Source organism: Verrucosispora sp. ts21, from assembly GCF_002879555.1.
Classification (GTDB): domain Bacteria; phylum Actinomycetota; class Actinomycetes; order Mycobacteriales; family Micromonosporaceae; genus Micromonospora; species Micromonospora gifhornensis.
The window spans coordinates 1-26,675 of record NZ_PNOZ01000059.1 but is presented as its reverse complement, the minus strand read 5'-3'; the positions used below and the strand labels follow the sequence as shown (position 1 = coordinate 26,675).

At 69.8% G+C, this 26,675-nt stretch carries 21 protein-coding genes and 2 CRISPR repeat arrays; of the genes, 18 read left to right on the top strand and 3 right to left on the bottom strand.

Features of this window, described 5'->3' with window-relative positions:
* Positions 1 to 43: 43 nt before the first annotated feature.
* The 7 genes from C1A38_RS22650 to C1A38_RS22620 all read left to right on the top strand — a co-directional run bounded on the left by C1A38_RS22650 (position 44) and on the right by C1A38_RS22620 (position 7,131).
* Positions 44 to 694 carry an N-acetyltransferase gene (locus C1A38_RS22650; RefSeq protein ID WP_233196963.1) on the top strand — a complete coding sequence of 217 codons (651 nt, stop codon included), beginning with the start codon at positions 44 to 46 and terminating at the stop codon, positions 692 to 694.
* A gap of 102 nt (positions 695 to 796) precedes the next feature.
* Positions 797 to 1,174, top strand: a complete 378-nt coding sequence (locus C1A38_RS22645; RefSeq protein WP_102659761.1) for a hypothetical protein — start codon at positions 797 to 799, stop codon at positions 1,172 to 1,174.
* Entirely contained in the window at positions 1,174 to 2,631 is a 1,458-nt protein-coding gene (locus tag C1A38_RS22640; protein WP_199180287.1) for an APC family permease, read from the top strand. Before C1A38_RS22645 ends, C1A38_RS22640 begins: the two co-directional genes overlap by 1 nt.
* A 321-nt stretch (positions 2,632 to 2,952) precedes the next feature.
* Positions 2,953 to 3,612, top strand: a complete 660-nt coding sequence (locus C1A38_RS22635) for a hypothetical protein (RefSeq protein WP_233196962.1) — start codon at positions 2,953 to 2,955, stop codon at positions 3,610 to 3,612.
* Entirely contained in the window at positions 3,609 to 4,793 is a 1,185-nt protein-coding gene (locus C1A38_RS22630; protein WP_102659759.1) for a histidine decarboxylase, read from the top strand. The genes C1A38_RS22635 and C1A38_RS22630 overlap by 4 nt, the downstream gene beginning before the upstream one ends.
* Positions 4,744 to 6,225: a histone deacetylase-like amidohydrolase gene (locus C1A38_RS22625; RefSeq protein WP_233196961.1), complete on the top strand. Its 1,482-nt coding sequence runs from the start codon at positions 4,744 to 4,746 to the stop codon at positions 6,223 to 6,225. The genes C1A38_RS22630 and C1A38_RS22625 overlap by 50 nt, the downstream gene beginning before the upstream one ends.
* Before the next feature lie 198 nt (positions 6,226 to 6,423).
* On the top strand, positions 6,424 to 7,131 hold the full coding sequence (locus C1A38_RS22620; protein ID WP_146017598.1) for an HAD family hydrolase: 708 nt from the start codon (positions 6,424 to 6,426) through the stop codon (positions 7,129 to 7,131).
* 260 nt (positions 7,132 to 7,391) lie between these two features.
* A CRISPR array of direct repeats spans positions 7,392 to 8,765; the repeat unit is 28 nt; unit sequence GGATCACCCCCGCGTGCGCGGGGAGCAG.
* Positions 8,766 to 9,004: 239 nt separating this feature from the next.
* Here the strand turns inward: C1A38_RS22620 and C1A38_RS22615 are convergent.
* Positions 9,005 to 11,095: an HsdM family class I SAM-dependent methyltransferase gene (locus tag C1A38_RS22615; RefSeq protein ID WP_102659756.1), complete on the bottom strand. Its 2,091-nt coding sequence runs from the start codon at positions 11,093 to 11,095 to the stop codon at positions 9,005 to 9,007.
* 91 nt (positions 11,096 to 11,186) lie between these two features.
* On the opposite strand from C1A38_RS22615, the gene C1A38_RS31190 reads away from it, so the two are divergent.
* Together C1A38_RS31190 and C1A38_RS22610 are read left to right on the top strand one after the other, a co-directional pair.
* Positions 11,187 to 11,357: a hypothetical protein gene (locus C1A38_RS31190; protein ID WP_157626868.1), complete on the top strand. Its 171-nt coding sequence runs from the start codon at positions 11,187 to 11,189 to the stop codon at positions 11,355 to 11,357.
* 51 nt (positions 11,358 to 11,408) lie between these two features.
* Entirely contained in the window at positions 11,409 to 12,119 is a 711-nt protein-coding gene (locus tag C1A38_RS22610; RefSeq protein ID WP_233196960.1) for a hypothetical protein, read from the top strand.
* Here C1A38_RS22610 and C1A38_RS22605 read toward each other — a convergent pair.
* The gene (locus C1A38_RS22605) at positions 12,055 to 13,350 is read right to left on the bottom strand and encodes a serine/threonine-protein kinase (protein WP_233196959.1); all 1,296 of its coding nucleotides are present in this window, start codon (positions 13,348 to 13,350) and stop codon (positions 12,055 to 12,057) included. The two genes, C1A38_RS22610 and C1A38_RS22605, sit on opposite strands and share 65 nt — an antisense overlap.
* Before the next feature lie 259 nt (positions 13,351 to 13,609).
* On the opposite strand from C1A38_RS22605, the gene C1A38_RS22600 reads away from it, so the two are divergent.
* From C1A38_RS22600 to cas2e, 9 genes are read left to right on the top strand one after another with little or no spacing between them, the layout of a single operon-like run.
* A complete protein-coding gene (locus C1A38_RS22600; protein ID WP_102659754.1) occupies positions 13,610 to 15,709 on the top strand; it encodes a UvrD-helicase domain-containing protein in 2,100 nt (699 codons plus the stop codon).
* A complete protein-coding gene (locus tag C1A38_RS22595) occupies positions 15,706 to 18,549 on the top strand; it encodes a CRISPR-associated endonuclease Cas3'' (RefSeq protein WP_158244929.1) in 2,844 nt (947 codons plus the stop codon). Before C1A38_RS22600 ends, C1A38_RS22595 begins: the two co-directional genes overlap by 4 nt.
* 31 nt (positions 18,550 to 18,580) lie before the next feature.
* Positions 18,581 to 20,242, top strand: a complete 1,662-nt coding sequence (gene casA, locus C1A38_RS22590) for a type I-E CRISPR-associated protein Cse1/CasA (protein ID WP_102659752.1) — start codon at positions 18,581 to 18,583, stop codon at positions 20,240 to 20,242.
* Positions 20,239 to 20,913: a type I-E CRISPR-associated protein Cse2/CasB gene (casB, locus tag C1A38_RS22585; RefSeq protein ID WP_013733006.1), complete on the top strand. Its 675-nt coding sequence runs from the start codon at positions 20,239 to 20,241 to the stop codon at positions 20,911 to 20,913. The genes casA and casB overlap by 4 nt, the downstream gene beginning before the upstream one ends.
* On the top strand, positions 20,910 to 22,034 hold the full coding sequence (gene cas7e / locus C1A38_RS22580) for a type I-E CRISPR-associated protein Cas7/Cse4/CasC (protein ID WP_102659751.1): 1,125 nt from the start codon (positions 20,910 to 20,912) through the stop codon (positions 22,032 to 22,034). Before casB ends, cas7e begins: the two co-directional genes overlap by 4 nt.
* On the top strand, positions 22,031 to 22,732 hold the full coding sequence (gene cas5e, locus C1A38_RS22575; RefSeq protein WP_102659750.1) for a type I-E CRISPR-associated protein Cas5/CasD: 702 nt from the start codon (positions 22,031 to 22,033) through the stop codon (positions 22,730 to 22,732). Before cas7e ends, cas5e begins: the two co-directional genes overlap by 4 nt.
* 2 nt (positions 22,733 to 22,734) lie before the next feature.
* Positions 22,735 to 23,412: a type I-E CRISPR-associated protein Cas6/Cse3/CasE gene (gene cas6e / locus C1A38_RS22570; RefSeq protein ID WP_013733009.1), complete on the top strand. Its 678-nt coding sequence runs from the start codon at positions 22,735 to 22,737 to the stop codon at positions 23,410 to 23,412.
* A complete protein-coding gene (gene cas1e / locus C1A38_RS22565) occupies positions 23,409 to 24,377 on the top strand; it encodes a type I-E CRISPR-associated endonuclease Cas1e (protein WP_102659749.1) in 969 nt (322 codons plus the stop codon). The genes cas6e and cas1e overlap by 4 nt, the downstream gene beginning before the upstream one ends.
* Positions 24,377 to 24,787 (top strand): type I-E CRISPR-associated endoribonuclease Cas2e, encoded by a 411-nt coding sequence (gene cas2e, locus C1A38_RS22560; protein ID WP_102659748.1) that lies wholly within the window; start codon positions 24,377 to 24,379, stop codon positions 24,785 to 24,787. The genes cas1e and cas2e overlap by 1 nt, the downstream gene beginning before the upstream one ends.
* A gap of 109 nt (positions 24,788 to 24,896) precedes the next feature.
* Here cas2e and C1A38_RS22555 read toward each other — a convergent pair whose 3' ends face one another.
* Positions 24,897 to 25,109, bottom strand: coding sequence for a hypothetical protein (locus C1A38_RS22555; protein ID WP_233196958.1), 213 nt, complete (start codon positions 25,107 to 25,109; stop codon positions 24,897 to 24,899).
* A 101-nt stretch (positions 25,110 to 25,210) separates the two neighbouring features.
* Positions 25,211 to 26,580: direct repeats of the CRISPR family, unit length 28 nt; unit sequence GGATCACCCCCGCGTGCGCGGGGAGCAG.
* Positions 26,581 to 26,675 lie beyond the last annotated feature (95 nt).

Here is a 26,675-nt window from a genome sequence, read left to right as displayed (position 1 = left end):
GGGAACTGGTGTTCGTCGTGCGACCGGTGGTGATGCGGCCGCCTTGGCCACACTCGTGGCCGGGGCGCTGATGACCGGCCGGTTGAGTGTCTGGCTGGTACCCGACCGGGCCGACCGGCCGAGCATCATGCGGCAGTACGCGGAGTTCGTGGTGGCGCAGGGGTTGGCGCACGGCGTGGTCGACACCACCGACGACCACACCGCCGTGGCGGTCTGGTACCCGCGGTCGGCACCACCACCGGCGGTGCGGCAACGAGACCTGGAGCCGATACTCGGCCCGCACACCGCCCGGTTCGCCCTCCTGCACGCCTACGCCGACACCGTGCACCCGTTCACCGCCCATCACTACCTCGCCCACCTGGCCGTGGCCCCCGGCCCCCAACAGGCAGGAGTGGGCAGGGCGTTGCTGGCCAGCCACCACCAGCTGCTGGATGCGACACAGCTCCCGGCGTATGCGGAGGTGAGCACCAGCCGCCCCCGGGCCGGGCTGCTCGCCGCCTGCGGCTATCAGCCCCGGTCACCGATCCTGCTGCAGCAGGGCGGTCCCGTGGTGTGGCGGATGTGGCGGCCACCCACCCACCCCGACCAGGCCGAGACAGCCGGAACCGGGTTGCCGCAACGGGTCCGTGTCCACCGCCCCGCGACACCGTTTCGCGGCACGCGGCTGCGGGCGGCACCACCCGGCCCGCCATGACTCGCAGGCGCTGACAGCACACCGTTCACCTGCTGATGGTCGACCCTGTTCACCCAGCAGGCCGACTCGTCGTACCGACATGTCGACAGGAGGGTTCTGCTCATGCTGACCGTGATCACCCGTCCCACCACCCCACCACTGCGGCGGAAGCGGCCCCAAGGATGGCGGGTGGTGCGCCGACAGGCGCGGTGTGCCGCTGGCGCCGTCGGGCAGACCGGCGCCAGCACACCCCACTACCGGTGGGGGTACGCGATCCGTCGTGACTGGCCCGACGGCACCCACGACCTGTTCGCCTTCACCCCCGACAAAGACACCGCCGAACGGAACCTCACCCGCGACCACACCTACTGGCGCTCCGGCCCGGTCCGGCCGGCAGCCGTGTTCATCGTCGCCGCCCACACCACCGACGTGGACCACCATCCCGTCGACGGCTGCCGCAACCCGTCATGCCCCCACACCCCACAACGAGGTGAGCAGTAGTGACCGCGCACGTGCAGGTGGCCCTCGCCCGCCGGACACTGACACCAGCCGCCCTGTGGATGTTCGGTGCGGCGGCATCAGCACCGATGGTCGTCCTCGTCGGCGGCATCACCGCGATCTACGCCACCACCGGCGTCACCGCACTACCACTGACGTTCCTGCTGGTAGCAGCCACCATGGCGATACTCGCCGTCGGCTACACCACCATGGCCCGCCACATCGGCCACCCGGCCGCCTACTACGGCATCCTCGCCCACGGCCTCGGCCGCGGATGGGGAGTAGCCGGCGGCGCGGTCGCCCTCATCGCCTACAACGCGATCCAGATCAGCCTCTACGGCCTCCTCGGCGCCACCCTCGCCACCCACCTCGGCGGCACCTGGTGGGTATGGGCAGGCATCGCCGTGGCCGCCGTCGCAGTGCTGGGCGTACGAGCGATCGTCCTGTCGATCCGCGTCCTCGCCGTCGTGCTGACCGTGTCACTGCTGATCGTCGCCGCGTTCGTCATCGCAGGCACCACACAACCCGCCGACGGCGACCTGTCCTGGGCCGGCTTCCACACCTCCGGCCTGCTGGTCGGCGGCATCGGCGGAGCGATCGCATTCTGCGTCGCCGCGTTCACCGGCATCGACGCACCCGGCTCCTTCGTCGAAGAAGCCGTCGACCGCCGCGCCATCGGCCGCGCCACGATCGTCGGTGCACTCGCACTCGGCGGCGTCTACGCCACCACCGCCTGGGCGATGGGAGTAGCCGTCGGCCCGTACGCCATCGCCGACCTCGCCGCCCAACCCGACAGCAACCTACCGTTCACGATCCTCGGCCGTCTCGGCGACGGCTGGGTGGCCACCGCCGCCCTGATGCTGATCTTCGCGATCCTCACATCGAAACTGTCATTCCACTGCGTCATCGCACGGTACGTGTTCGCCATGGCCCGCGAAGGAGTCCTCCCCGCCCGCCTCGCCGGAACCGACAACGGCACCCGCATCAACGCACCCCGCGGCGGCTCCCTCACCCAGACCGCCACCGCCGCACTGGTTGTCGCCGGATTCGCGGTAGCCGGCTTCGACCCGCTCACCCAGATGTTCACCTGGCTGTCGAGCCTGGCCGCCGTCGGACTGCTGTCCCTCCTGCTCGCCGCCTCGGTAGCCACCCTCGCCGCCCCACCCCGCATCCGCGGCGACCGACCCCGCATCTGGGAATGGCGCATCGCCCCCGTCGTCGGCGTGGTCACCGGCGCAATCGTCCTCCTCGCGATGATCGGCAACATCGGCTCGCTACTCGGCGCCGCACCCGGCTCACTGCTCCCGCTGCTGCTACCCGCGATCATCCTCGGCGCCGCAATCGTCGGCGGGGCCTGGGCCGCGTACCTGCGCCACACCCGACCGCAGATCTACGCCGGCATCGGACGCGGCATACCGGCAGCCAACGCCGTTCCCGACGCCATCACCATCTCGATCTGACAAGGCCAGAACATGATGACCCACGCCAGACACCCCGTCGGCCACGACGGCCCACCGGACCCGCTGCACCCCCACTGGCGGCCACCGCCCGCCGACGTCCACCCGCCCGCCGCCTACGGGCCACCACCGGCAACCTACGGTCCCCGACCCACCGGCTACCAACGCCCACCGCATCCACCACCCCCACCTCCGCCCGCACCGCAACCTCCGCCCGCGCCAGGGCAAGAACCGGACGGGAAAACGACCCGCCTGGAGGGCCGCTGGTGGGCGGACCTGCGTAACCAAATGGTGTTCCGCGTCAAACGGTTCAACGCCGGCCACATGACCGAAGCCGACCAGCGGTACGGCACACACGAAGCCCTCGGCCCCCACGGTGTCCTGCTGTTCTTCACCTCCCCAGCACCCACCGAACCACACGGCTACCGACTACACACCGCGTGGCGGCTGTTCCTGTCCGCACCCGAGTCCGACGATCTGCCCCGCATCCTCGGCGACCTCACCAGGGTCGCCAAGACCCACATCACCCACGCGAATGCCACCGGACACCGGTGGCATCCCCTGGGCCCGCAACGGTCAATGGTCAACGGCGGAGACATGGGCATCCCAGCCGACGCCACCTACGTCGGCGTCGGCGCGAGCACCCTCGACACCGACGACGGCCGCTGGTACCAACTCGCCCGCACCCTGCGGGAACCCTCCGCCACCGGCCATCGCCGATCAGCCTTCGACCTCAAAGGCCACTGCTACCTGCTGCTGACCGACGACACCGCTATCCACATCGACCGCAACCCCCACGCACCCCTGCACTACGACGGCATCCGCAGCAGCAAACCCCTCGACGCCGACCGCTCCGCCCACTGGCACAACCCCCACGCCACCCTCACCGACCAAGGCGACCACCACACCCGCGAGGTATGGCGGCACCTCACCGCCCTGCACCACACCCTCACCAACTACCTCACCGCAAGGCCCGTCACGTGACCCTCAACCTGGCCGTCGCCGCGGACCTCAGCCACCCACCCGTCGACGTCACCGCCGTCCTCGACCACCTCGCCCAGCACGCCGACACCACCGCCGCGACGAGCATCGGCTACCCGGGCGCGACCGACCTCGACCACACCGCCGTCATGGCCCGCCTCGGCAACCGACTGTGGAACAACATCGGCGACCCCCACGACACCGGGGGAGTAGCCCACACCCGCATCCTCGAACAAGCCGTCATCGCCTGGATCGCCGACCTGCTCGGCATGCCCACCGACGACCGGTGGGGCTACGTCACCACCGGCGGCACCGAAGGCAACCTCTCCGCCCTCCACACCGCCTACCGCCGCTGGCCCACCGCCCGCATCTACTACTCCACCGCCGCCCACTACTCCATCCCGAAGATCGTCGACATGCTCGGCGCCTACAAGGCGGTCGTGGACGCCGGCCCGGACGGGGAGATGGACTACGAGCACTTGGCCGCGCAGCTGCGTCGGCGGCGACGCTGGCCGGCGATCGTCGTCGCCACCGCCGGCACCACCATGACCGAAGCCGTGGACGACACCACCCGCATTCGCGCCATCCTCACCGAGTACGACATGGCCGGGCATCTGCATGTCGACGCGGCCCTGGTCGGTATCCCGCTCGCCCTCGACGGCCGACTGCGGCTGGACGACACCAGCGGCATCGGCAGCATTGCGATCTCCGGCCACAAGTTCCTCGGCACGCCCACCCCCTGCGGGGTGGTGCTAATCCGCGACAGCGCTCGCAAACCCAGCATCCGCATCGCCTACACCGGCACCGCCGACACGACCGTCACCGGCTCCCGCTGCGGCCTGGCTGCCGCCCTGCTCTGGCACGCCATCGCCACCCACGGCCGCGAAGGCCACCGCTGGCGGGCCGCGGAAGCCCGCCGCCTCGCCGGCTACGCCGTTGACCAGATCCGAGCCGCCGGCTGGCCCGCCTGGCGACACCAGCATGCCTTCACCGTCGTCCTACCCACCCCACCCGAACCCGTACGCATCAAATGGCTCCTCGCCACCCACGACAGCACCAGCCACATCGTCTGCATGCCCGGCATCACGAAGGGGCAGATCGACGCCCTCGCCGCCGACATCACCACCGCCACCCGTGCACCCATCCCACGTCCCCGCTCACCGATCGACGAAGGCATCCCATGAGATTGCGCCCGGCGTCATCCCCAGCCGCCGCACCACCAGCCGTCGGCTGGTCGGCATCTTCCTCGCCGCCACCCTGCTCACAGGCTGCCAGCCCGGCAGCACTACCACGGCAGCATCCAGCCCCACCGGGCCGGCAGCGCCCCCACCCGCAACGCCCACCCCCGGTACGGCTACCGCGCCTGGCCTCACCGCCCCGCAGCGGCTGACCACCCTCGCCGCCACGATCACCGCCGCACCCGGCGACCACACCACCGAGCCCCAGCAAGGCCGACCCACTCGCGGAGGCGATTTGTCCATGACGACCGGTTACGTCTTCCACCCCGAGTACCTGTGGCACGACACTGGCACCAGCGCGGGTCTGATGCCCGCCAACCCACCCGCAGGCATACAACCCGCCGTGCACATCGAGAATCCCGAGGCCAAACGACGCGCCCACGAACTGATCCACGTCTCCGGACTCCTCGCCGAGCTGACGGTCATCGAGCCTCGCCGGGCCACCATGGCGGAACTCCTGCGCGTCCACACCGGTGACCACATCCAGCACATCAAGACCCAGAGCGACCTGCGTGGGGGAGGCGACGCCGGGGACGGCTTCTCACCAGTGGGCCCGGGCAGCTACGCGATTGCCCGCCTTGCGGCCGGCGGGCTGATCGAACTCGTTACCGCCGTAGCACGCGGTGAGGTCACCAATGGGTACGCGCTGACCCGCCCGCCCGGACACCACGCCACCGCCGACCGGGGAATGGGCTTCTGCCTGTTCAACAACATCGCGGTCGCCGCCCGGCACGCGCAGGCGGAACTCGGCTTGCCGAGGATCGCGATCGTGGACTGGGATGCCCACCACGGCAACGGCACCCAGTCCATCTTCTACACAGACCCGAGCGTACTCACCATTTCCCTGCACCAGGCGGGGTGTTTTCCACCCGACTCCGGCTGGATCCGCGAGAACGGCGCAGGCGACGGCACCGGTTACGCCATCAACGTGCCGCTACCACCCGGCACCGGTCACGCCGCCTACCTGCACGCCATGACCGAAATCGTGCTCCCCGCACTCGAACGTTTCGCCCCCGACCTGATCCTGCTCGCCAACGGCTTCGACGCCAGCGTCTTCGACCCCATGGCGAGGCAGATGCTCACCGCCGACTCCTACCGTGCGATGACCCGCATGCTCACCGACGCGGCAGACCGGCTCTGCCACGGCCGACTTGTCGCCGCCCATGAAGGCGGTTACAGCCCCTTCTACGTCCCGTACTGCGCCCTGGCATTCCTCGAAGAACTCGCCGGCACCACCACCCGCGTCACCGATCCCTTAGCCGCCGTCGTCGCCGACTACGCGGCCGAACCTCTTCAGCCCCACCAGAACGCCGTCATCGACGAAGCGGCCCAACTCGTATCACGGATCGGCGCCCACGAGATCGCAGCCGCGCCCTGACGAACCCGCCGATCCTGGCGGCGACAATCGCTGCACATCGGCCTCCCGACTAGTCCAACCGTGCGCAACCGCTCGAGCCGGGCGGCTGGGAGACCCGGCTCAGCAGCCCACACCCGTTAGGCCTACTGACGACAGCCGCTGCGAACTAGGAGGGCCGCCCGCGTGATACAGGTGCCGCTAGCCGGCAAGGTCGTCTTCGTGGACTGGCACAGCGTCCTGTCACGCGACCCCTTCTGGATGTCAATCCGCGAGAGCGCCACTCATCCACTGAAGGCGCAACTCGAAGCGAACCTCGCCGAGGTATTCAAGAGCAAGGCCAACGAGTGGATGAAAGGACTGCTTTCCTCGGAAGAAATCATCAAGTCTATGGATGTCGAGCTTGATGGCCGATTCCGCGAGGACTTCCTCACGCGACGACTATACGTCGACTGCGCAAAGATGCGAGTCAACGCCGAGTTATTCGAAGACCTCCGTAAAATCAAATCACATGTCCTGGTTGTCTTGGCGACTGACAATATGGACTGCTTTCTGCGGACGTTCGACCGAGCGCGGGCCAAGAGGCGTCGCCCTACCCCCCAGTCCGAGACACTGGCGGACTGGGCGGTCATTCTCGACGACATCATCTGTTCCAGCGAAGTCGCAGCATTAAAGGCCGAAGACCCTCAACGCTTCTTCGGGCCCTGGCTTGCGGAACACGGCCTTACCTTCGCGGACGCTGCACTGATCGACGACCGTGCTGACAACTGCGCTGCATTCACCGAGCAGGGCGGCAAGGCGGTGCAATACAAGATGGGCATCGGCGACGTTCACGACGTACTGGAATCCTTGACCACCTGGATGGAATCGGGATCGGTTGCACCTACCGCGGGGACGAGCTGGGCAACGAACTTGCCCCGTACAAGCTGACGCCTCATTCGGGCGAACGGCGGGTTGGCCCGAGGCCGGAGCAGGCCACTCTGGGCACCCTGCTGGGGCTGATCGTGGGATCACCCCCGCGTGCGCGGGGAGCAGGGGGAGGCGTACCCCATGAGACTCGTCCGCTGGGGATCACCCCCGCGTGCGCGGGGAGCAGGAACTCGCGCATCGGGTGCTCCTCTCGGTGTGGGGATCACCCCCCGCGTTCGCGGGGAGCAGTGGCCACCCTTCCCCCCGAACGTCCCTCACAGAGGATCACCCCCGCGTGCGCGGGGAACAGGAGGTGGCCTGGCTCGGCCGGGTGTCACAGGCGGGATCACCCCCGCGTGCGTGGGGAGCAGCACACGTAGACGCCGGTCGGACGGGTGCTCCCGGGATCACCCCCGCGTGCGCGGGGAGCAGAGCGTCCCGACCATGAGCACGGCCAGGAAGACGGGATCACCCCCGCGTGCGCGGGGAGCAGGGAGTCCTCCCAAACGGTGGTGTCCTCGGTCTCGGATCACCCCCGCGTGCGCGGGGAGCAGCGGCCGTCCTCTACAACCAGTCCGTCTGACCGAGGATCACCCCCGCGTGCGCGGGGAGCAGGGACGTGAGCCGGTACGTGCACTCGGAGGCGGGGGATCACCCCCGCGTGCGCGGGGAGCAGAAGAGCTGGCGTCGGCGATCGCCGAGTACAACGGGATCACCCCCCGCGTGCGCGGGGAGCAGCACCCCCATCCCGGCGCCAGCGACTACCGGTGGGGATCACCCCCGCGTGCGCGGGGAGCAGAGCACCACCCGCACACCGGACGCCCGCAACTCGGGATCACCCCCGCGTGCGCGGGGAGCAGCAGCGGAGGGCTCCGTAGGCTCGGCGGATTTCGGGATCACCCCCGCGTGCGCGGGGAGCAGGGACGTGTTGCCGTTGGTCTGCTGCTGGACACGGGATCACCCCCGAGTGCGCGGGGAGCAGCCCTTCGCCACCCCCGACCAGGTTGCGGAGCTGGGATCACCCCCGCGTGCGCGGGGAGCAGGTACGCATGACGCTCACCACCGGCGCCGGCGTGGGATCACCCCCGCGTGCGCGGGGAGCAGGACTGTGCATTTCCGCTGGTAGGCGTTCTCGCGGGGATCACCCCCGCGTGCGCGGGGAGCAGAGTGCCTACCCCTGCCGTGCCGTACCGACGGCGGGATCACCCCCGCGTGCGCGGGGAGCAGGACCTATTTGAGCTATTCGGGTGCTGGGGAGTGGGATCACCCCCGCGTGCGCGGGGAGCAGTGGTAGGTCGGGGTAACCTTAATCGGCTCCCAGGGATCACCCCCGCGTGCGCGGGGAGCAGGGGTGCCGGCCGGGTCGGCCGGACGGCCGCGAGGGATCACCCCCGCGTGCGCGGGGAGCAGGGCGTGCTGCACGTCCGCCCGGAGGGATGGGCGGGATCACCCCCGCGTGCGCGGGGAGCAGGGCATTCCCCGATACCTCACTGAGGCGCTGCGGGGATCACCCCCGCGTGCGCGGGGAGCAGGGGGTCGACGCGGCGCGCGGAGGCCGGGTAGCGGGGATCACCCCCGCGTGCGCGGGGAGCAGGCGTTGCGCGCGCGTGGCCCGCCGGCACCCCCGGGATCACCCCCGCGTGCGCGGGGAGCAGGCTTCTTGACCTGCGGCGCTATAGATCAACCACTCCGATTTCATTCACTTTGGTTCGCAAGATCGGCCCTTTCGACACTCGTGTTGCGAGGGCGGCGCGTGCCTGTTGATGTGCGGCTGGGAGCAGCGTACCGGGCGAATCGCGGGTGGTAGGGCCGCAGATTCGGGCGACTCGATTCTGGACGACCAGTTTGGTCGTCGCTCCTGGCTGCCGAACTGCCCAGCTTCATCGGGGGTCGATCAGGATGTGAGGCCAAGGGTGCCTGATGTCAGCGCGTCGCTGATCTCGTGGGCGAGTGTGACTCCGGTCGCTGATGCTCGTTCCAGGGTGGTGCGGAATTCGATGAGTTGGCGGAAGGCGTGTCCGTACGCGTGCTGCTGTTCGAGCGCCACGACCGGAATGGACAGCCGCCGGACGTCGATGCGTATAGCCCCGTTGCCGGTGCTGGAGGCGCGTCCGGCGATTCGCCGGTTGTCGCTGCGGGAGATGACGCCGGCGATGAACCACGGGTCGAAGCGGGTGGTGTCGATGCGAATGAGTTGAATGCCGGGTCCGAGTTCGGCGCTGACCTGTTCCGGGGTGGCTACCCATGCGCTGATCCTGCGGCCGATGACGGGGACGAGGATGTCGCCGTGGCGTACCTCAGGTCCCGGCTCGTCGCCTGCGGTGCGGGTCGCCGTGCCGGTGGCCGGGCCGCCGGAGATGACGTCGGCGGCGGTCAATACGATGCCGGTGACGGTGACACCCGTCGACCGGCTGCGGGTGGGGGCGCGGTGCACGGTGATGCTGCCCGACCGAATAAGGTCGGCGACGTCGGCCTGCGGGGCGCCGCGTAGCGGTCCGTCTGGCGCCGGTTGTACCGCTGGCAGGCCGCGCCGCAGATGGTCGAGCAGGTGGTCGAATTCGCCGATTTTGGCGATGATCTGTGCCGGGTCGGTGGCGGGGTCGTTGGCGTGCGGAAGGTGGCGTTGTGGGGTGAGGTCGACCTGGTCGTCGAGGATGTCGATCACGGGCACGGTGCGATGGACGCCAGGCAGTTCGGCGTATTCGTGTGACCGGTAGGCGCTCCAGGCAGCGCGTACGGTTTCGGTCAGCGGCCGGTCGGTGGTGGTGGTATCGACTACGAGGATGTCGCCGGGGGGTGGCTGGTCTGGGTCGGGTTGGGTGAGCACCCAGATGTGCAGCCCGATGGCGGTGGGCGGCATCAGTCCGGCGGGTAAGGCGACGACGGCTCGTAGCGCGCCACGGCGGATAAGTTCGGCGCGGACGCGACGGCCGGCGGGGCGGGACGCGGCTGCTGGTGGCATGAGCACGACGGCGGTGCCGCTGGGTGCGAGGTGGGCGAGGGCATGTTGCACCCAGGCGAGTTCGGGTTCGGTGCGTGGGGGCAGACCGTAGGTCCAGCGGGGGTCGTAGGCGAGGCGGTCGTGTCCCCAGTCGTGGATGCCGAAGGGGAAGTTCGCCACGACGACGTCGGCGCGTAGGTCGGGCAGCGCGTCGGCGAGCAGGCTGTCGCCGACGCGCACGACCGGCGGCTCGGCGTTGTCCATGCTGCGTCGGGCGCGCAGGTGCAGCAGCCACAGCCGCAGCAGGGTGATCAGGGCGTACTGCGGGCTGATCTCCTGGGCGTAGCAGCGGGTGGCCGTACCTCGTGTCAAGGCCTTGTCGGCGGCAATCCGCAGGATCGACCCGGTGCCGCTCGTGAAGTCGAAGATGTTCGCGCCGCTTTCGGCGAGGGCCAGCATCACCTCGGCGACGGTGTCCGGTGTCCCGGCCAGGCCGGACATGGAATGGGCCGAGGAGACGTAGCGGTTGTGCAGGTATTCGAAGGCCGACTCGGCGCCCTGTTCCGCTGCGAGTTGGTCGACGGTGCCCAGCAGGGTGCTGAGCTGCGCGGTCCACTGCTTCGGCAGCAGGGCGTCGACCATCCGGGACAGGTCGGGGTCGAGGGTGCGTAGCTGGGCGACGAGCTGTCTTGGTGTCGGTAGGCCGGTGCCGGTGGCCGGGGCTTGGTCGGCGCGGACAAGCAGAAGTGCGCCGGCGATGCCGAGCACGTCACTGATCTCCGCTGCTGGTTGGTAGCTCTCGACGTGCCGCCAGGCCCACTCGTCGGTGCTGGCCTGGTGCAGCCTGCCGTGTCGGCGCAGCCAGTCCTCGACCTCCCGTGCGTCGAAGAACGGGCTCGCGGGGCTACCACCGACGGGAGTCGGGAAGTCGGCGTAGCGGCGTCGCCAGTTGCTCACCGCAGCCCGGCCGACCTTGGCCAGTCGGGCGATGCCGCTGGCGGTCAAGGTGGTCTCGCTCGGGGCCAGCGTCGACTTTCTCGTCACGCGTGAACACTAACATGGCTAACCGCATTGTGTACGCGATTCACAGGCGATACAGTCTCGGTCGTTTGATTCACAATCCTTGGGAGGTTCCATGCCACGTCGTGGGCGCAGCACCACGGTCGGAAAGATCGCCCAGCTCTGTCAGGCACGTCGCGCCTCCGAGATCCGGATGCTCGGTGATCTGCTCCGTCGCGAGCAGTACATCGCTGCGCGTGCGGAGGCGCACTCGCCGTCGGTGGGGGAAGGAGCGACACCGCGCTGACCAGCACCGACTGATTCGATCCCGTCGATCTGAGGAGGACCATGAACACCCTTGTTCGAAGCAGCGCCGTCACCCGTTGCGTCCCCGTGCTTTCCGCCGGTCGCGCACGTCTGTCGCGGCGCGCGGCGCTACGCTTCCGGCGCCACCGGCACGGTTGCCTTCCATGCGTACGCGCGAGTGCGCCTTGACCCCGTTCTCGGCGCTGCGATCGCCGACGCGTACGTGGCGGCACCGCATCGTGACGAGCAGGCGTACGCCGCCTACGCGGCGTTCTGCCGGGAGACCGTCCAGCAGTATCACTTCCTGGTCGGGCGGGCAGAGTTCGGCGGCCTGGGCGTGACAGTGTGCATCGTTGACGAGGATCCGTATGCCGACGTCGAGTCGATGATCGATGACGTGCGGCAACGCCGGCTGAAGGTGTGGGCCAGCGCGGCGAGCGGCAACCCCCATCCGTACCTCAGCGACGGGGAGAATGACATGTTCCGCGCTGTCCACGACGTGTTCGGGCATGCGGCGAGCGGCCGGGGGTTCGACCGGCACGGCGAGGAGGCGGCCTGGCTAAAGCACAGCACGATGTACTCCCCACTGGCGGTGCGTGCGATGACGACCGAGACGCGTGGGCAGAACTGCGCCCAGATCTTCCGCTACGGGGGTCGCCGGTTCGCCGAGCAGAAGGCGGTGCTGCTGCCCCGGTTATTCAGCGATCCGCGTCTGGTACGAATTGCTGCGGGAGCGCAGGCGCGCCGGCCGGCTCCGTGCTGAGCCGAGAGATCTCCTCGCGTAGCTCCCGCACGGCGGGATGCTCCGGCCCGTCGACCCGCTCCCGGTCCTGCAGCAGAGCCGTGAGTAGTCGTAACGCCCGGGGATGCTCGCCGAGCGCCACATGGGTACGCGCGGCGCGCAGTCGAAGGTCGAACACCTGCGGATCTTCGTCGCCGTGCTGTCGTGCCCGGTGCTCGGCGAGTCGCCGCCACTGCCGGGCGGCGGCGCGGAACTCGCCTGCGGCCTGCATCTGCTCCGCCTGTCGCACGGCCTGCCCCAGGTCGAGGGCGGACGGTGCGGCAGCGGGTGCGATGGTGGGGCCTGGTTGCGGCGGTATGCGTCCGACGATCGCGGCGTACGCCTGGACCGCGGTGACGGAATCGTCCAGTACGCCGGGAATCGGTGGCAGATTCCCAGCCAGCGGTGCCAGCACGCGGTAGACGTCGGCGGCGCTGTCCGGCCGGCTGTCGGGGGCGGACGCCAGCAGTGCGTGCACCAGGTCGTCGAGCACGGACGGGGTCTCCGGTCGCAGCGTGGCGGGCCGTGGTGGGGTGGCGCCCATCTGCTGCCGCACGGTGGTCATGGTCGTCAGGCCGTCGAAGGGCGCGGTGCCGGTGAGTAGGTCAAACAGGGTCGCTCCCAACCCGTACAGGTCGGCGCGGTGGTCGATCCGCTGGCCGAGGATCTGCTCCGGCGCCATGTAGCCGAATGTGCCGAGCGCCTGCCCGCTCTGGGTGATCCGCGAGTAGCGGTCGTCGTCGGGCGTGACGGCCAGCCCGAAGTCGAGCACCTTGACCGCGCCGCTCGGCTCCAGCATGGCGTTGCTGGGCTTGATGTCGCGGTGCACGAGCCCGAGTCGCTGGGCAGCGAGCAGGACGCTGCTGATCTGGGCTCCGATGGCGGCCACCCAGCCGATCGGGAGTGGACCGTGTTCAGCGACCAGGTCCGACAGGGCGATGCCGTTGATCTGCTGAAGGACCAGGTATGGGTGGCCGGCGTGCTCGCCGAGATCGTAGACGGCGGGCACGCCGGGATGGTCGAGGCGGGCGGTGAGCAGTGCCTCGCGGCGGAAGCGGCGTACCAGATCCAGTTCCGTGACAGCGACGAACTTTACGATGACGGGCCGGTCGAGCAGTGCGTCGTGCGCGGGCCAGACTTCACTCATCCCCTTGTGCGCCAACGGAGACCGGGCCAGCCGATAGCGGTCCTTGAGGCTCGTGCCGGGCACCACGCCGCCCAGCATAGCGGCCGTTTTGGTCACGGTCAGGAACACCCGACCGGCGCGCCGCAGCCGCTTCGGTGAACATCGACAACGGACCGATGCTTGCAAGCACGGTTCACAAGGTGCATGATGGGGCTCGATGCGGAGCGGGAATCGTTCGTGCCCGCCGTCCATGCTGCGTGAATCAGACCGCCGGCCCTGTCCGGCGCGTGACAGTTCCGTCCATCTCGCTCCTGGCTGGGCCCAGGTGCCCGTCATCGGGGGATGTATGGCTGAGTTGGCCATCGGCCGGGACTTCCTACCCACCTACGCCCGGCTGCAACGCCGGGTGCAGCGCGCCGTCGACGCCGCCATCGGCAAGTTCGCCGAGCACACGCACGCGGGCCTACACCTGGAGAAGCTGACCGGCGCACGGGACCCGAACATCCGCACCATCCGGATCGACCAGTTCTACCGCGGCGTGGTGCTCGCTCTCGGAGAAGACAGGTACGCCCTGCTTGACGTCCTGCCCCACGACGACGCTATCGCTTTCGCGGTGAGCCGCCGTTTCACCGTCAACCAGGCCCTCGGTGTGCTGGAGATGCGGGACCAGGCCGGCATCGAGGAGTTCACCCGTGCCGAAGCGCCACCGGCGAGCGTCGGACTGTTCACCCACGTCTCGGTCGCCGACTTCACCAGGCTCGGGGTGGATGAGGATCTGCTGCCGCTACTGCGCGTCATCGCCACCGACAAGCAACTCGAAAGCCTGGCCGGGCACCTACCGGAGAGCCAACTCGACGTGCTGCTGGGCCTGGCCAGCGGGCTGTCCGTGGAGGAGGTCTGGGCGGAACTGGCCGACCGGACGGTGTCCGGGGTGGACACCGACGACCTGCTGACCGCCGCGCGACGCACCCCCGAGCGGATCGCTTTCGTCTCAGGCCCGGTGGAACTCGCGGCCATCCTCGCCCACCCGTTCGACGTGTGGCGCACCTTCCTGCATCCGACCCAGCGGGACGTCGCCTACCGCGACACCTACAGCGGACCCGCACTCGTCACCGGCAGCGCCGGCACCGGCAAGACCGTCACTGGCCTGCACCGGGCGGTGTTCCTCGCCGAGCGGCTGCCCGATGGCGAGAAGGTGCTGCTGACCACGTTCACTCGCGCTCTTGCTGAGGCTCTCGCTCGACAGCTCTACCGGCTCACCAGCGACCCGGCGGTGCGGGCGCGCATCGACGTGATCAGCGTCGACAAGCTCGCCTACGAGATCGTCACCCGAGGCAACGGCCGCGTCACCGTCGCCGACGGTGAGATCGTCGACCAGCTGTGGGAGTCCGCCGCGAAGGCAGGCCCGACCTACCTCAACCGCGCCGGCCAGGTCACCACCTACAGCCCCGCCTTCCTGCGGCACGAGTGGGAGCAGGTGGTGCTGGCCCAACAGCTGACCACCCGCGAGGCGTACCGCGAGGCCACCCGCCGGGGTCGCGGCGCCGGCCTGCGCGCCGCGCATCGCGACCAGGTGTGGACCGTGATCGAGACGGTGACCGGGGCGCTGGCCAAGCGGCGGCTACGCACCCACACCCAACTCGCCGACGACGCCGCCGCCATCGCCCGCCGCGTACCGGCACCGTATCGGCACGTCATCGTCGATGAAGGGCAGGATCTGCACCCGGCACAGTGGCGCCTGCTGCGGGCGTTGGTCGCACCCGGCCCCAACGACATGTTCCTGCTTGCCGATCCGTACCAGCGCATCTACGACAGCCACGTGTCACTGGCCCAACTCGGCATCGAGGTTCGGGGCCGCACCCGCCGACTCAGCGTCAACTACCGGACCACCCACGAGATCCTCGACCTGTCGGTCAAGGTCCTCGGCGGTGACGCCACGGTCGGGCTCGACGGGCAGGACGACACGCTGCGGGGATACCGCTCGGTCACCCGGGGCGGGATACCCGAGCTGGCCGCGCACGTCAGCCGCGACGGCGAGTGCGAGGCGCTGATCGAACGGGTCGGCACCTGGCTGGACCAGGGCGTGGAACCGCACGCGGTCGGAGTGGCCGTCCGCACCGGTCAACTGGTCAAGGCCGTCGGTCGGATCCTCAACGATGCCCACATCCCCGTCGCCGACGACAAACGCGGCACCGACGGCGTGCGGGTAGCCACCATGCACCGGATGAAAGGACTGGAGTTCCAGTGCCTCGCGGTCGTCGGGCTCGACGCGGGCGTGCTCCCGGCACCACACGCGCTCACCTCGGCGGCCGAGGATCCACACGCACACCGGCAGGATCTCCAACGTGAGCGCTGCCTGCTGTTCGTCGCGCTGACCCGGGCCCGGGACGTGCTCTACCTGTCCCACAGCGGCACCCCGAGCCCGCTGCTGCCGGTGGTCCGATGAACGCCCGTGTCAGCGCCGATGCCCCAACGCTGGGCGTGGCGGCACGCGCAGTCTGGGGTAAGACCGACCGCCGGGGAACCTCACCGGTGGGGTGGCTGCCGCTGTGGCGGCACCTGGCCGACACCGCCGACGTGGCCGGACAACTGTGGGATCACTGGCTGGGCCGCGCCGCCCGGCACCGCATCGCCGACGAGTTGCCCGGCGCAGAAGCCGACGCCCGCACCCTGCTCGTGTGGCTCGCCGGCATCCACGACATCGGCAAGGCCACCCCCGCCTTCGCCTATCAGGCGTACAACCTCGCGGAGCGGATGCGCGACCACGGCCTTGGCTACCAGCGGGATCTGATCAAGGCTGACCGCAGGTACGCCCCGCACGCCACCGCCGGGCACGTGCTGTTGGCCGACTGGCTGCACCAGCAGGACTGGACCGACCCGCACCCGTTCGCCGTCGTCGTCGGCGGACACCACGGCGTTCCGCCGACTGACATGGGCCTGCGTGACGTGCGGGTGCGTCCCCACCTGCTCGGCGGCCCCGCCTGGCAGCACGTGCAGCACGAACTGTTGACCTGGATGACACAACGGTCCCGCGCCGGCGACCGACTCGCCGACTGGAACGGCGTCGCCCTGTCACAACCGGTGCAGGCGCTGCTCACCGGCCTGGTCATCGTCGCCGACTGGATCGCCAGCAACGAGAACTACTTCCCGTACCTGCTGACGGGCAGCGACGAGGATCGGCTACGAACCGGGTGGGAGTTGGTGGACCTGCCCGTGCCCTGGCGACCCACCGCTCCACCAGCCAACGTGGACGAGCTGTTCAGGGCACGATTCGCGCTGCCCACGGGGGCGACACCACGTCCGGTGCAGCGCACCGTCGTCGACCTGGCCGAGACCATGCCCACGCCCGGGATGATGATCGTCGAGGCGGCCATGGGGGAGGGCAAGACGGAGGCAGCCCTGGCTGCGGTGGAGATCCTGGCCCGGCGTACCGGCGCATCCGGCTGCTACCTGGCCCTGCCCACCCGAGCCACCAGCGACGCCATGTTCGGCCGGATGCTGTCCTGGCTGCGTCGGCTGCCCGACACACAGGTCGGCCGAGGCGACCGTGACGTGCGCCTGGCCCACGGCAAGGCCGCCCTCAACCCCGACTACGACCACCTGCGGACAACCTCGCTGCCCAGCGGCATCGGCGAGGACGCCGGAGGTGCCGACATCGGCGTGCACCGCTGGCTTGCCGGCACCAAACGGACGATGCTGTCCAGCTTCGTCGTCGGCACCATCGACCAACTGCTGTTCGCCGCGCTGCGCAGCAAGCACCTGGTGCTGCGGCACCTCGGCCTGGCCGGCAAGGTCGTCGTCATCGACGAGGCACACGCCTACGACGTCTACATGGGCCGGTTCCTCGACCGGGCACTGGAATGGCTCGGCGCTTACGGCGTACCCGTGGTGGTCCTCTCGGCGACGTTGCCGGCACACCGGCGGGCCGAGTTGATGAAGGCGTACGACGACGGTCGCCTCGGCCCTCCGCCGCCGCTGACCTGGCGCGACCGAGGCAGACCGCAGGTCGACCCGTACGCTGCCCTGCGCAGCGACCTGCGGTATCCCCTGGTCACCGTCTCCACGGACCAGCGTGGCGCCGCCGCCATCAGCTGCGGCGACTCCGGTCGCGGGATCGACGTCACGCTGCGACGGCTGCCCGACGACCTGCCCGCACTTGTGGATCTGCTGCGGGACCGGCTCGCTGAGGGCGGCTGCGCCCTCGTCGTCCGCAACACCGTGGCCCGGGTCCAGGAGACCGCTGCCGTGCTCCGCGCGGCCCTCGGGCCGGATACACCCGTGTCGGTGGCGCACTCCCGCTTCATGGCCGTCGACCGCGCGGCCAAGGACCGCTGGCTGCGCGACACGTTCGGCCCACCGGGCAGCAACAACCGCCCTCACCGGCATGTGGTGGTGGCCAGCCAGGTCGCCGAGCAGTCCCTGGACATCGACTTCGACCTGCTCGTCACCGACCTGGCTCCGGTCGACCTGGTGTTGCAACGTATCGGACGGCTGCACCGCCACCCCCGCGCCGACCGACCCGCCCGGCTCACCGAGGCGACCTGCTGGATCACCGGTGCCGACTGGAGCGTCGAACCACCCCAGCCGGTCACCGGATCACGACGCGTGTACCAGCCGGCCACCCTGCTGCGCAGCGCCGCGGTGCTCCTGCCGCACTTGGACGGCATGCCGGTGCGGCTGCCGCACGACATCTCGCCGATCACCCAGACCGCCTACGGCGACGCGCCGGTCGGCCCCGAGTCCTGGCAGCCCAGCATCGTCGAAGCGGAGACGAAACAACGCGACGAGATCGCCAGCAAGGAGTCGAAGGCCGACAGCTTCCGCCTGGCCGGCGTCGCCGAACCAGGCGTACCCCTGATCGGCTGGCTCTCCGGCGGCGTCGGCGACGCCGAGGAGCGTGTGGCGCAGGGCCACGTTCGCGACACCGACGCCGATTCCCTCGAAGTCCTACTCCTGGTCCGCAGCCCGCAGGGCCTGACCCTTCCCCCGTGGATCGACGGGGGCGGGGTACTCGTGCCGACCAGCAGCCCTCCCCGACGGTCACTGCCTCGGATGATTGCGCGCTGCACCCTACCGTTGCCGCGGGCGATGACTGCCGCCGACGTGGTCGACGAGGTCATCGCCGAGTTGGAACAGCGACACGACCTCCGGGCCTGGCAGGACAGTCCGTGGCTGGCCGGGGAAGTGGTGCTCGACATCAACACCGACGGGACCGCCTCGGTCGCCGGCTTCGACCTGCACTACGACCCGGACGAAGGGTTGCGCACCACCCGCGCCACGCCCTGAATCCCATCGAATTCGAGAAGGAGGTGACACGGTGACCCCAGCCCCACAGCCCACCGGGTTCTCGCTGGTTGACCAGGCGTGGATTCCCGTGCTGGACGTCGCGGGCACGCGCCGCGAGGTGTCGCTGCGCGGCCTGTTCGAGCAGGCCGGCGACCTGCGCATGATCGCGTGCGAGCTGCCCACGCAGAGCTTCGCGATCCTGCGACTCGCGTTGGCGGTCCTGCACCGCACCACGAACGGTCCTACGGGGGAAGCCGCCTGGCGCACGCTGTGGCGGGCCCGTCGGCTGCCCAGCGACGACATCGCCGAATATCTCGACGTGTTCCGGGACAGGTTCGACCTGCTGCATCCGCAGCAGCCGTTCTACCAGGTGGCCGACCTGCGGGCGGCGAAGGAGAACACGTACGGCCTGGAACGGTTGATCGCCGACGTACCGAACGGGATGCCGTTCCTGACCACCCGTGCCGGGCGCGGCATGGAGTCGATCAGCCCGGCGGAGGCGGCCCGCTGGTTGGTGCACTGCCAGGCGTACGACAGCTCCGGCATCAAGACCGGAGCGGTCGGTGACCCGCAGGCCAAGAACGGCAAGGGCTATCCGATCGGCGCGGGGTCCGTCGGGTGGTTGGGTGGCGTCCACCTGGAAGGCGCTGACCTGTGGGAGAGCCTGCTGCTCAACCTGGTGCCTGTCGCGCCCGCCTGGCGGGAAGCCGACGATCGGGACCTGCCGGTGTGGGAGCGTGAGCCGCACACCGCAGCCGAGGAACCCGCCTCGACGCGTGGCCCGTACGGACTGCTCAGCCTCTACACCTGGCAGTCCCGCCGGATCCGGCTGTTCGGTGATGCCGACGGCATCACCGGAGCATTGATCGCCAACGGCGACCGGCTCGACTGGCAGGACCGGCACCTGCTGGAACCCATGAGTGTGTGGGGCCGCAGCGCACCCCGCGAACGCGAGCAGAAACGCACCCCGATCTACCTGCCCCGACCGCACGACCACGGCCGGGCCCTGTGGCGAGGGCTGCAAACCCTCCTGCCGGTGCCGCCACCGCCCGGCGGCGAGCCGCCGCAGCGGCTTGCGCCGATGGTGGTGCAGTGGCTGGCCCGGCTCACCGTCACCGGCGTCGTCGGCACGGACTTCCAGACCCGCACCCGTGCCGTGAGCATCACCTACGGTGCCAAGCAGTCGGTCGTCGACGAGGTGTTCAGCGACGCGCTGACCATGAACGTGCTGCTGCTGGTGGCAGACTCCGCCCTGCGCGCGACCGCCGTCGACGCGGCCGGCGACGCCGAGGCCGCGGTGACGGTGCTGCGCAGGCTCGCCGACAACCTGGCCCGCGCCGCCGGAAGCCGGGACACCGACAGCGGCGCCGCTGACCGCGCCGCCGAGCGCGCGTACGCCCTGCTGGACCGCCAGTTCCGCGACTGGCTGGCACGCCTGGGTCCGGACAGCGACCCAGCCGCCGAGCGGGGTCAGTGGCAGCGGCTGGTCTGGCGGGCCATCAGCCGGCTCGGTGCCGGGCTGGTGGAAGCGGCAGGCCCGACGGCCTGGGTCGGCCGCGCCGGCAAGGATCGCGCCGGCCGGGATGTCCACTACTCCAGCTCGCAGGCCGAGGCGTGGTTCCGCTCCGGTCTGGCCAAGGCGTTGCCGATGGGGGTCGAGTCCCCGCAGCAGAGACAGGAGCAACCAGCATGACCACGGCAGTGGAGGCCGAGCCGGCGGGCCCGGCCCAGAAGACGCGGCACCGACGTCGCCGCGAACTCGGCGAACATGTCGCCAGGACCATCGGCCGCCTCCAGGCGCGGGTGTTGAGCACCGTGCCGCAACCCGAGGCGGTCAGCGCCCTCGCGCGGCTGCGGCGCGGTATCGGCCGGACCCCCGGCTTCGACTTCAGCCTGGAGCGGTACGTGCAGGTCCCGGAGCATCTGCTGGGCCGCCGCCCGGCCGACGACACCGAGCCGACAGACGCCGAACAGGCCGCCCACGACGCGGTGACCCTGTACGCGTTGCACCAGCAGTCCCGCCGGGAACGGATGCACGCCGACGGACGCGGGCTGGGCCAGGCCATGGCCGAGCTGGTCCGCAGATCGACCGGACCGGACGGGGTACGGCGTCGGTTCGCCGCGCTCGGCACCGCCAGCACCTACCACGAAAGCATCTACCACCTGCGCAGCCTGATCACGATGCTGCGCGAGCACCAGATCCCACTCGACTACGGCCTGCTCGCCGACGATCTTCAGACCCTCCGCATCCCTGGCCGCCGCCCCACAATCCAGGCGATCTGGGGTCGGGAGTTCTTCCGCAGCCGACCCAGCGCCGACGCTGACGCTCCTGTCACCGACAACCCCGAGGAGGACCCGTCATGAGCCGCACCATCATCGACGTCTACGCCCTGCAGACCGTACCGCCGAGCAACCTCAACCGCGACGACACCGGCTCGCCGAAGACCGCCGTCTACGGAGGTGTGCGTCGGGCGCGGGTGTCCAGCCAGGCGTGGAAGCGGGCCATCCGGCTGGCCTTCGTCGACCTGCTCGATCGTTCTCAGCTGGGCGAGCGGACCAAGCGTGTGGGCGAGTCCCTCGCCGCGCGGATCCGGGCACTCGACCCGAGCATGTCCGAGGAGGCCGCGTCCACGCTAGCGGCCGACACCTTCGTGGCTGGTGGGCTGGCCAAGGTCGACAAGAAAAAGGGCGAGACGAAGGACGTCGAGTCCGGCTACCTGCTGTTCCTGAGCCACCGGCAGCTGGACAATCTCGCCGCCGCTGCACTGGAGGCAGCGCGGGCCGGGGGCACCCTCGACAAGGCCCGCTTCAAGGCGCTGGTCGCCTCCGAGCACTCCGTCGACATCGCGATGTTCGGCCGGATGGTCGCCGACATGACCGACATCAACGTCGACGCCGCCTGCCAGGTCTCCCACGCCATCAGCGTCCATGCCGTCGACAACGAGTTCGACTACTTCACCGCCGTCGACGACCGCAAGGCCGACGCCGCCGAAACGGGGGCCGGCATGATCGGCACCATCGAGTTCAACTCGTCCACCCTGTACCGGTACGCCACCATCGATGTCGACGCCCTGTACCGTACGCTCGGCGACGCCGCCGCGACCCGGGCGGCCGTCGAAGCGTTCCTGAGCGCGTTCGCGCGCAGCATGCCGACCGGCAAGCAGAACACCTTCGCCCACCGCACCCTTCCGGACGCCGTGCTGGTGCGGCTGCGCGACACCCAGCCGATCAACCTGGTCGGCGCCTTCGAGACACCCATCCGGGAGACCCACGCCGCCGGACGCATCGAACTGGCCGCCGAGGCGCTGGCGATGCACACCGTGGCGGTCGAAAGCGCCTACGGCGAGCGGCCTGTCGGCAGCTGGGTCACCCAGGTTGGCGAGCGGACCGCGGTACTCACTGACCTGGGCAAGGCGGTCACCTTCAGCGAACTCGTCGCGGGCGTGGGGGAGCAGGTCACCGTGGCACTCGGGCAGCCGGCATGAGTGTGCTGCTGCTGAAGCTGGCCGGCCCACTGCAATCCTGGGGCTCGTCCAGCCGCTTCGCCCGCCGGGGCACCGAGATCGCACCGACCAAGAGCGGCGTCATCGGACTGCTCGCCGCCGCCAAGGGCATGCGACGCACCGAACCGCTCACCGACCTGCTCGGCCTCCAATTCGGCGTACGCCTGGACCAGACCGGCCAGATCCTGCGCGACTTCCAGACGGCCCGGTCCCTCGACGGCCGCCGCAGCGCACCACTGACCTACCGCTTCTACCTGTCCGACGCGGTCTTCCTCGCCGCCGTCAGCGGCGAACAGACCCTGCTGACTGGCCTGGCCGAGGCACTGGACCGGCCCCAGTTCCCCCTCTACCTCGGCCGTCGATCCTGCCCACCGGTCGGCCCGATCAGCCTCGGCGTGCACGACGACACCCTCGACGACGCGCTGAGCCAATGGCCCTGGCTCGCCGCCGACTGGCACCGCAAGAAGGCAGCCCGCACCGTCCGGTTGGAGATCATCCGGGACGCGCGTCAAGGCGAGCCGGTCACCGAGACCGTTCCTGACGAGCCGGTCAGCTTCGACCCCGCGCATCGGCAGCACACCTGGCGGTCCGTGGTGCGCCGCCACGCCGACGTCACCAATGACCTCGCCGAGCGGGCCGGTGTCGCCGAGCACGACCCGCTGAGCCTGCTGGGAGGCTGACCATGTTCCTCACCCGGTTCCAGATCAACGCCGCCCGCCGCAACGCGCGCAAACTGCTCTCCTCGCCACACGCCATGCACGCGGCCGTCCGCGCCGCGTTCGCCGACGCCGCCGACTACGAGCGCCCCGGAGTTCGTACGCTGTGGCGGCTCGACACCCCGGCCACGGCCACCGTTCACCTCTACATAGCCAGTCCCGGACGACCCGACCTCACCCACCTGGTCGAGCAGGCCGGCTGGCCCACCAGCGAGGAAGCCTGGACGACCCGGGAGTACGACGGCTTGCTCGCCTCGCTACGAGCGGGCCAAGAGTGGGCGTTCCGGCTTACCGCCAACCCGACCCACAGCGGGCGAAAGACCGCCGAGGCGAAGGAGACGCAGCGCTTCGGCTACCTCCGCGAGCACGAACAAATCGCATGGCTGCTCGCCCGGGCCGAGCGACACGGCTTTACCTTGGCGACCCAACAGGACGGCCGCCCCAACCTTCGCCTGCACCGGCGCCAGACGCAGTCATTCAAACGTGGCATGGGAACCGTCACCCTCACCACGGCCACCTACGACGGCATCCTCCACGTCACCGACGCCCACACCTTGCGGCGTGCGTTGACCGGCGGAATCGGCCACGCCAAGGCGTACGGCTGCGGCCTTCTCACCCTCGCTCCCGTCCAGGGCAACCGGTGAAGATCCCCGGCGTCCCACCGGCGGAACTGGCCGATCTCAACCGCGTACAGGATCGGCTCAGCTTCATTTACCTCGAACGCTGCGTCATCCACCGCGACAGCAACGCGATCACCACAACCGACGACAAGGGGATCATTCACGTCCCGGCCGCCACGGTCGGCGTGCTCCTGCTCGGACCGGGCACCAGCATCACCCAGCAGGCGATGATGCTGCTCGCCGACAACGGCGCCACCGTGGTCTGGGTCGGCGAACACGGCGTGCGCTACTACGCGCACGGACGTCCACTCGCCCGATCCAGCCGGCTCCTTGTCGCCCAGGCCACCGCCGTCACGCACCGCGATCGGCGGCTCCAGGTGGCCCGGGAGATGTATCGGATGCGCTTTCCGGGCGAAGACACCACCGCCCTCACCATGCAGCAGCTCCGCGGCAAAGAGGGAGCCCGAGTACGTCGCAGCTACCGCGAGCACGCCAAGCGGACCGGTGTGAACTGGAACAACCGTGAGTACAACCCAGACGACTTCACCAGCAGCGACCCCGTCAACCAGGCACTGTCCGCCGCCCACGCCTGCCTGTACGGCGTGGTGCACGCCGTCATCGTCGCTGTTGGCGCCTCACCCGGCCTGGGATTCGTCCACACCGGGCACGACCGATCCTTTGTCTACGACATCGCCGACCTCTACAAGGCCGAATACACTATTCGGGTCGCCTTCGACGTCGCCGCCAGCGGCTCGACCGACATCGGATCGGACACCCGGCGTGCCGTCCGCGACCGTATCCACGACGGTGCTCTTCTCGACCGATGCGTACGCGACATCCGCAGTCTGCTGCTCAGTCCCGGCCCGACCGGGCCGATCGATGAGGAGTGGCTCGACAGAGAAGCGGAGAACGACACGGTGCGCCTGTGGGATGAGAGCGGCTACGAGTTCACCAGCGGTCGCAACTATGGCGGAGAAGTTGACTTCTGATGACCGTCATCAGCCTGACCGCCTGTCCCGAAGGGCTCCGCGGACACCTGACTCAGTGGTTACTGGAAATTTCCGCAGGCGTGTACGTGGGCCACGTGAACAGCCGAATTCGCCAGCGTCTCTGGTCCAGAGTTGTCGAGATGGCTGGCCCGGGTCGAGCCCTGCTCGTCTATCAGCAGCCAGGTGAACAACGGCTGTGCTTCCAGGTCCACGACCACCACTGGCAGCCTGTCGACCTCGACGGCATTACGCTGATCCGTCGACCCACCGACCGGAAGACCTACAACCCAGCCCTGTCACGTGGCTGGAGCAAGGCATCAAAACGCCGCCGCTTCGGGCGCCGTTCTCCAGAGATCGGCCACACCTCGGTGGCGATCCCGAAACCAGGCGAAGAAGACAGCCCCAGATGAACTCGACCGCTTGCAGGTCACCGGCCGCCAGGACCGTGGGACGGGCATACCGACGTGTGAGCCCGGGTACCTGCTCAACGAACGTCCGTCGCCGGCATCCATTATCGACTCAGTTAAACCGGCGGACCGTCAACGCCAGCAACACCTCGTGGCCGCCCAACCTGACGTCGGCCAGCCGCCGCAAATAGCGACGATGCACACTGCCCGACCAGGTCCCACAGGCCACGCACGAGGCCCGCGCTGTCCGCGACGCCGCCGCCCGGACCACCACCGCTTCCAGCCGCAGGCCGATCAGATGCGGAAACGCCGAGATGGTCCTCACCCCGGGCACCCCGAACCCCGACGAACGCGACTCCCAGAATGTGTGCCATAGCCAGTTCCACGCGGCGCCGACAGTCGGCCGGGTCCTGGGTCCACGGCCTGGGATCACCCCCGCGTGCGCGGGGAGCAGAAGCCCTGCAACACCGAGCTGTGCAGCTGCACCGGATCACCCCCGCGTGCGCGGGGAGCAGTCCTGCATGACAGCGCCGGACACCGCCACCCGGGGATCACCCCCGCGTGCGCGGGGAGCAGCCGGCGGCTTATCTGCCGCTGGAGGACGGCCCGGGATCACCCCCGCGTGCGCGGGGAGCAGTGCCTGGCGCTGCTCGCGGTGGATGCGGTCCTGGGATCACCCCCGCGTGCGCGGGGAGCAGCAACCCCCCGGACTCGTTCGCGAGGATGGGCACGGATCACCCCCGCGTGCGCGGGGAGCAGATCGCCGCCGACAAGGCCATCCGCCTCGACGAGGGATCACCCCCGCGTGCGCGGGGAGCAGGCCGCCGAAGCGCAGATCGCCATGGTCGACGCGGGATCACCCCCGCGTGCGCGGGGAGCAGAGAACACGCCACAAGGTAAAGGGTTCAAACTTGGGATCACCCCCGCGTGCGCGGGGAGCAGAGTACGCCCTGGAGCGCGACGAGCGGTTCGGTGGGATCACCCCCGCGTGCGCGGGGAGCAGGGAAGTCAAAGAACAGCCGCACTTAGGAAGTGGGGATCACCCCCGCGTGCGCGGGGAGCAGGTCACAACGTCCCCAATGCGAAACCTGTTCATGGGATCACCCCCGCGTGCGCGGGGAGCAGGGATCCTCCACCGTGTTCTCACTGGTCTCGGCGGGATCACCCCCGCGTGCGCGGGGAGCAGCCCTCACCGTGCGGCGCGGAGCCCGGCGTGATGGGATCACCCCCGCGTGCGCGGGGAGCAGCCCAGCAACTCTTCGGCCAGTTCGCGCTGGATGGGATCACCCCCGCGTGCGCGGGGAGCAGGCCACGTCATCGAGACCGGTAAGCGCTTAGTGAGGATCACCCCCGCGTGCGCGGGGAGCAGTTTTCCCAGCCCGGCTTCTGCGCGAAATCTCCGGGATCACCCCCGCGTGCGCGGGGAGCAGGCCGAAGCCACCGTCACCGAACCCGGTGCCGCGGGATCACCCCCGCGTGCGCGGGGAGCAGACCGCCGGCACTCCGGCCGACCGGCACAGGTCCGGATCACCCCCGCGTGCGCGGGGAGCAGTACGCGGGGCGCTGGTCGGGTCGCTGGTGCTGAGGATCACCCCCGCGTGCGCGGGGAGCAGTGTCTCCCGGCTTCATCCGAGCCGCCCGAACGGGGATCACCCCCGCGTGCGCGGGGAGCAGACCCCGTAGGCGATCGGCGTACCGGGGATCACGGGATCACCCCCGCGTGCGCGGGGAGCAGGCCAGCAGGTACGTCACGACGTCACCTGCCCGGGGATCACCCCCGCGTGCGCGGGGAGCAGCCGGCTGGCTCATCGGGCACCACCGGTGGTACGGGATCACTGTCAAGCCCCGGGTTTGATGGACAGTTGGTTAGCTGGTTTTCAGGGGTGCGGTG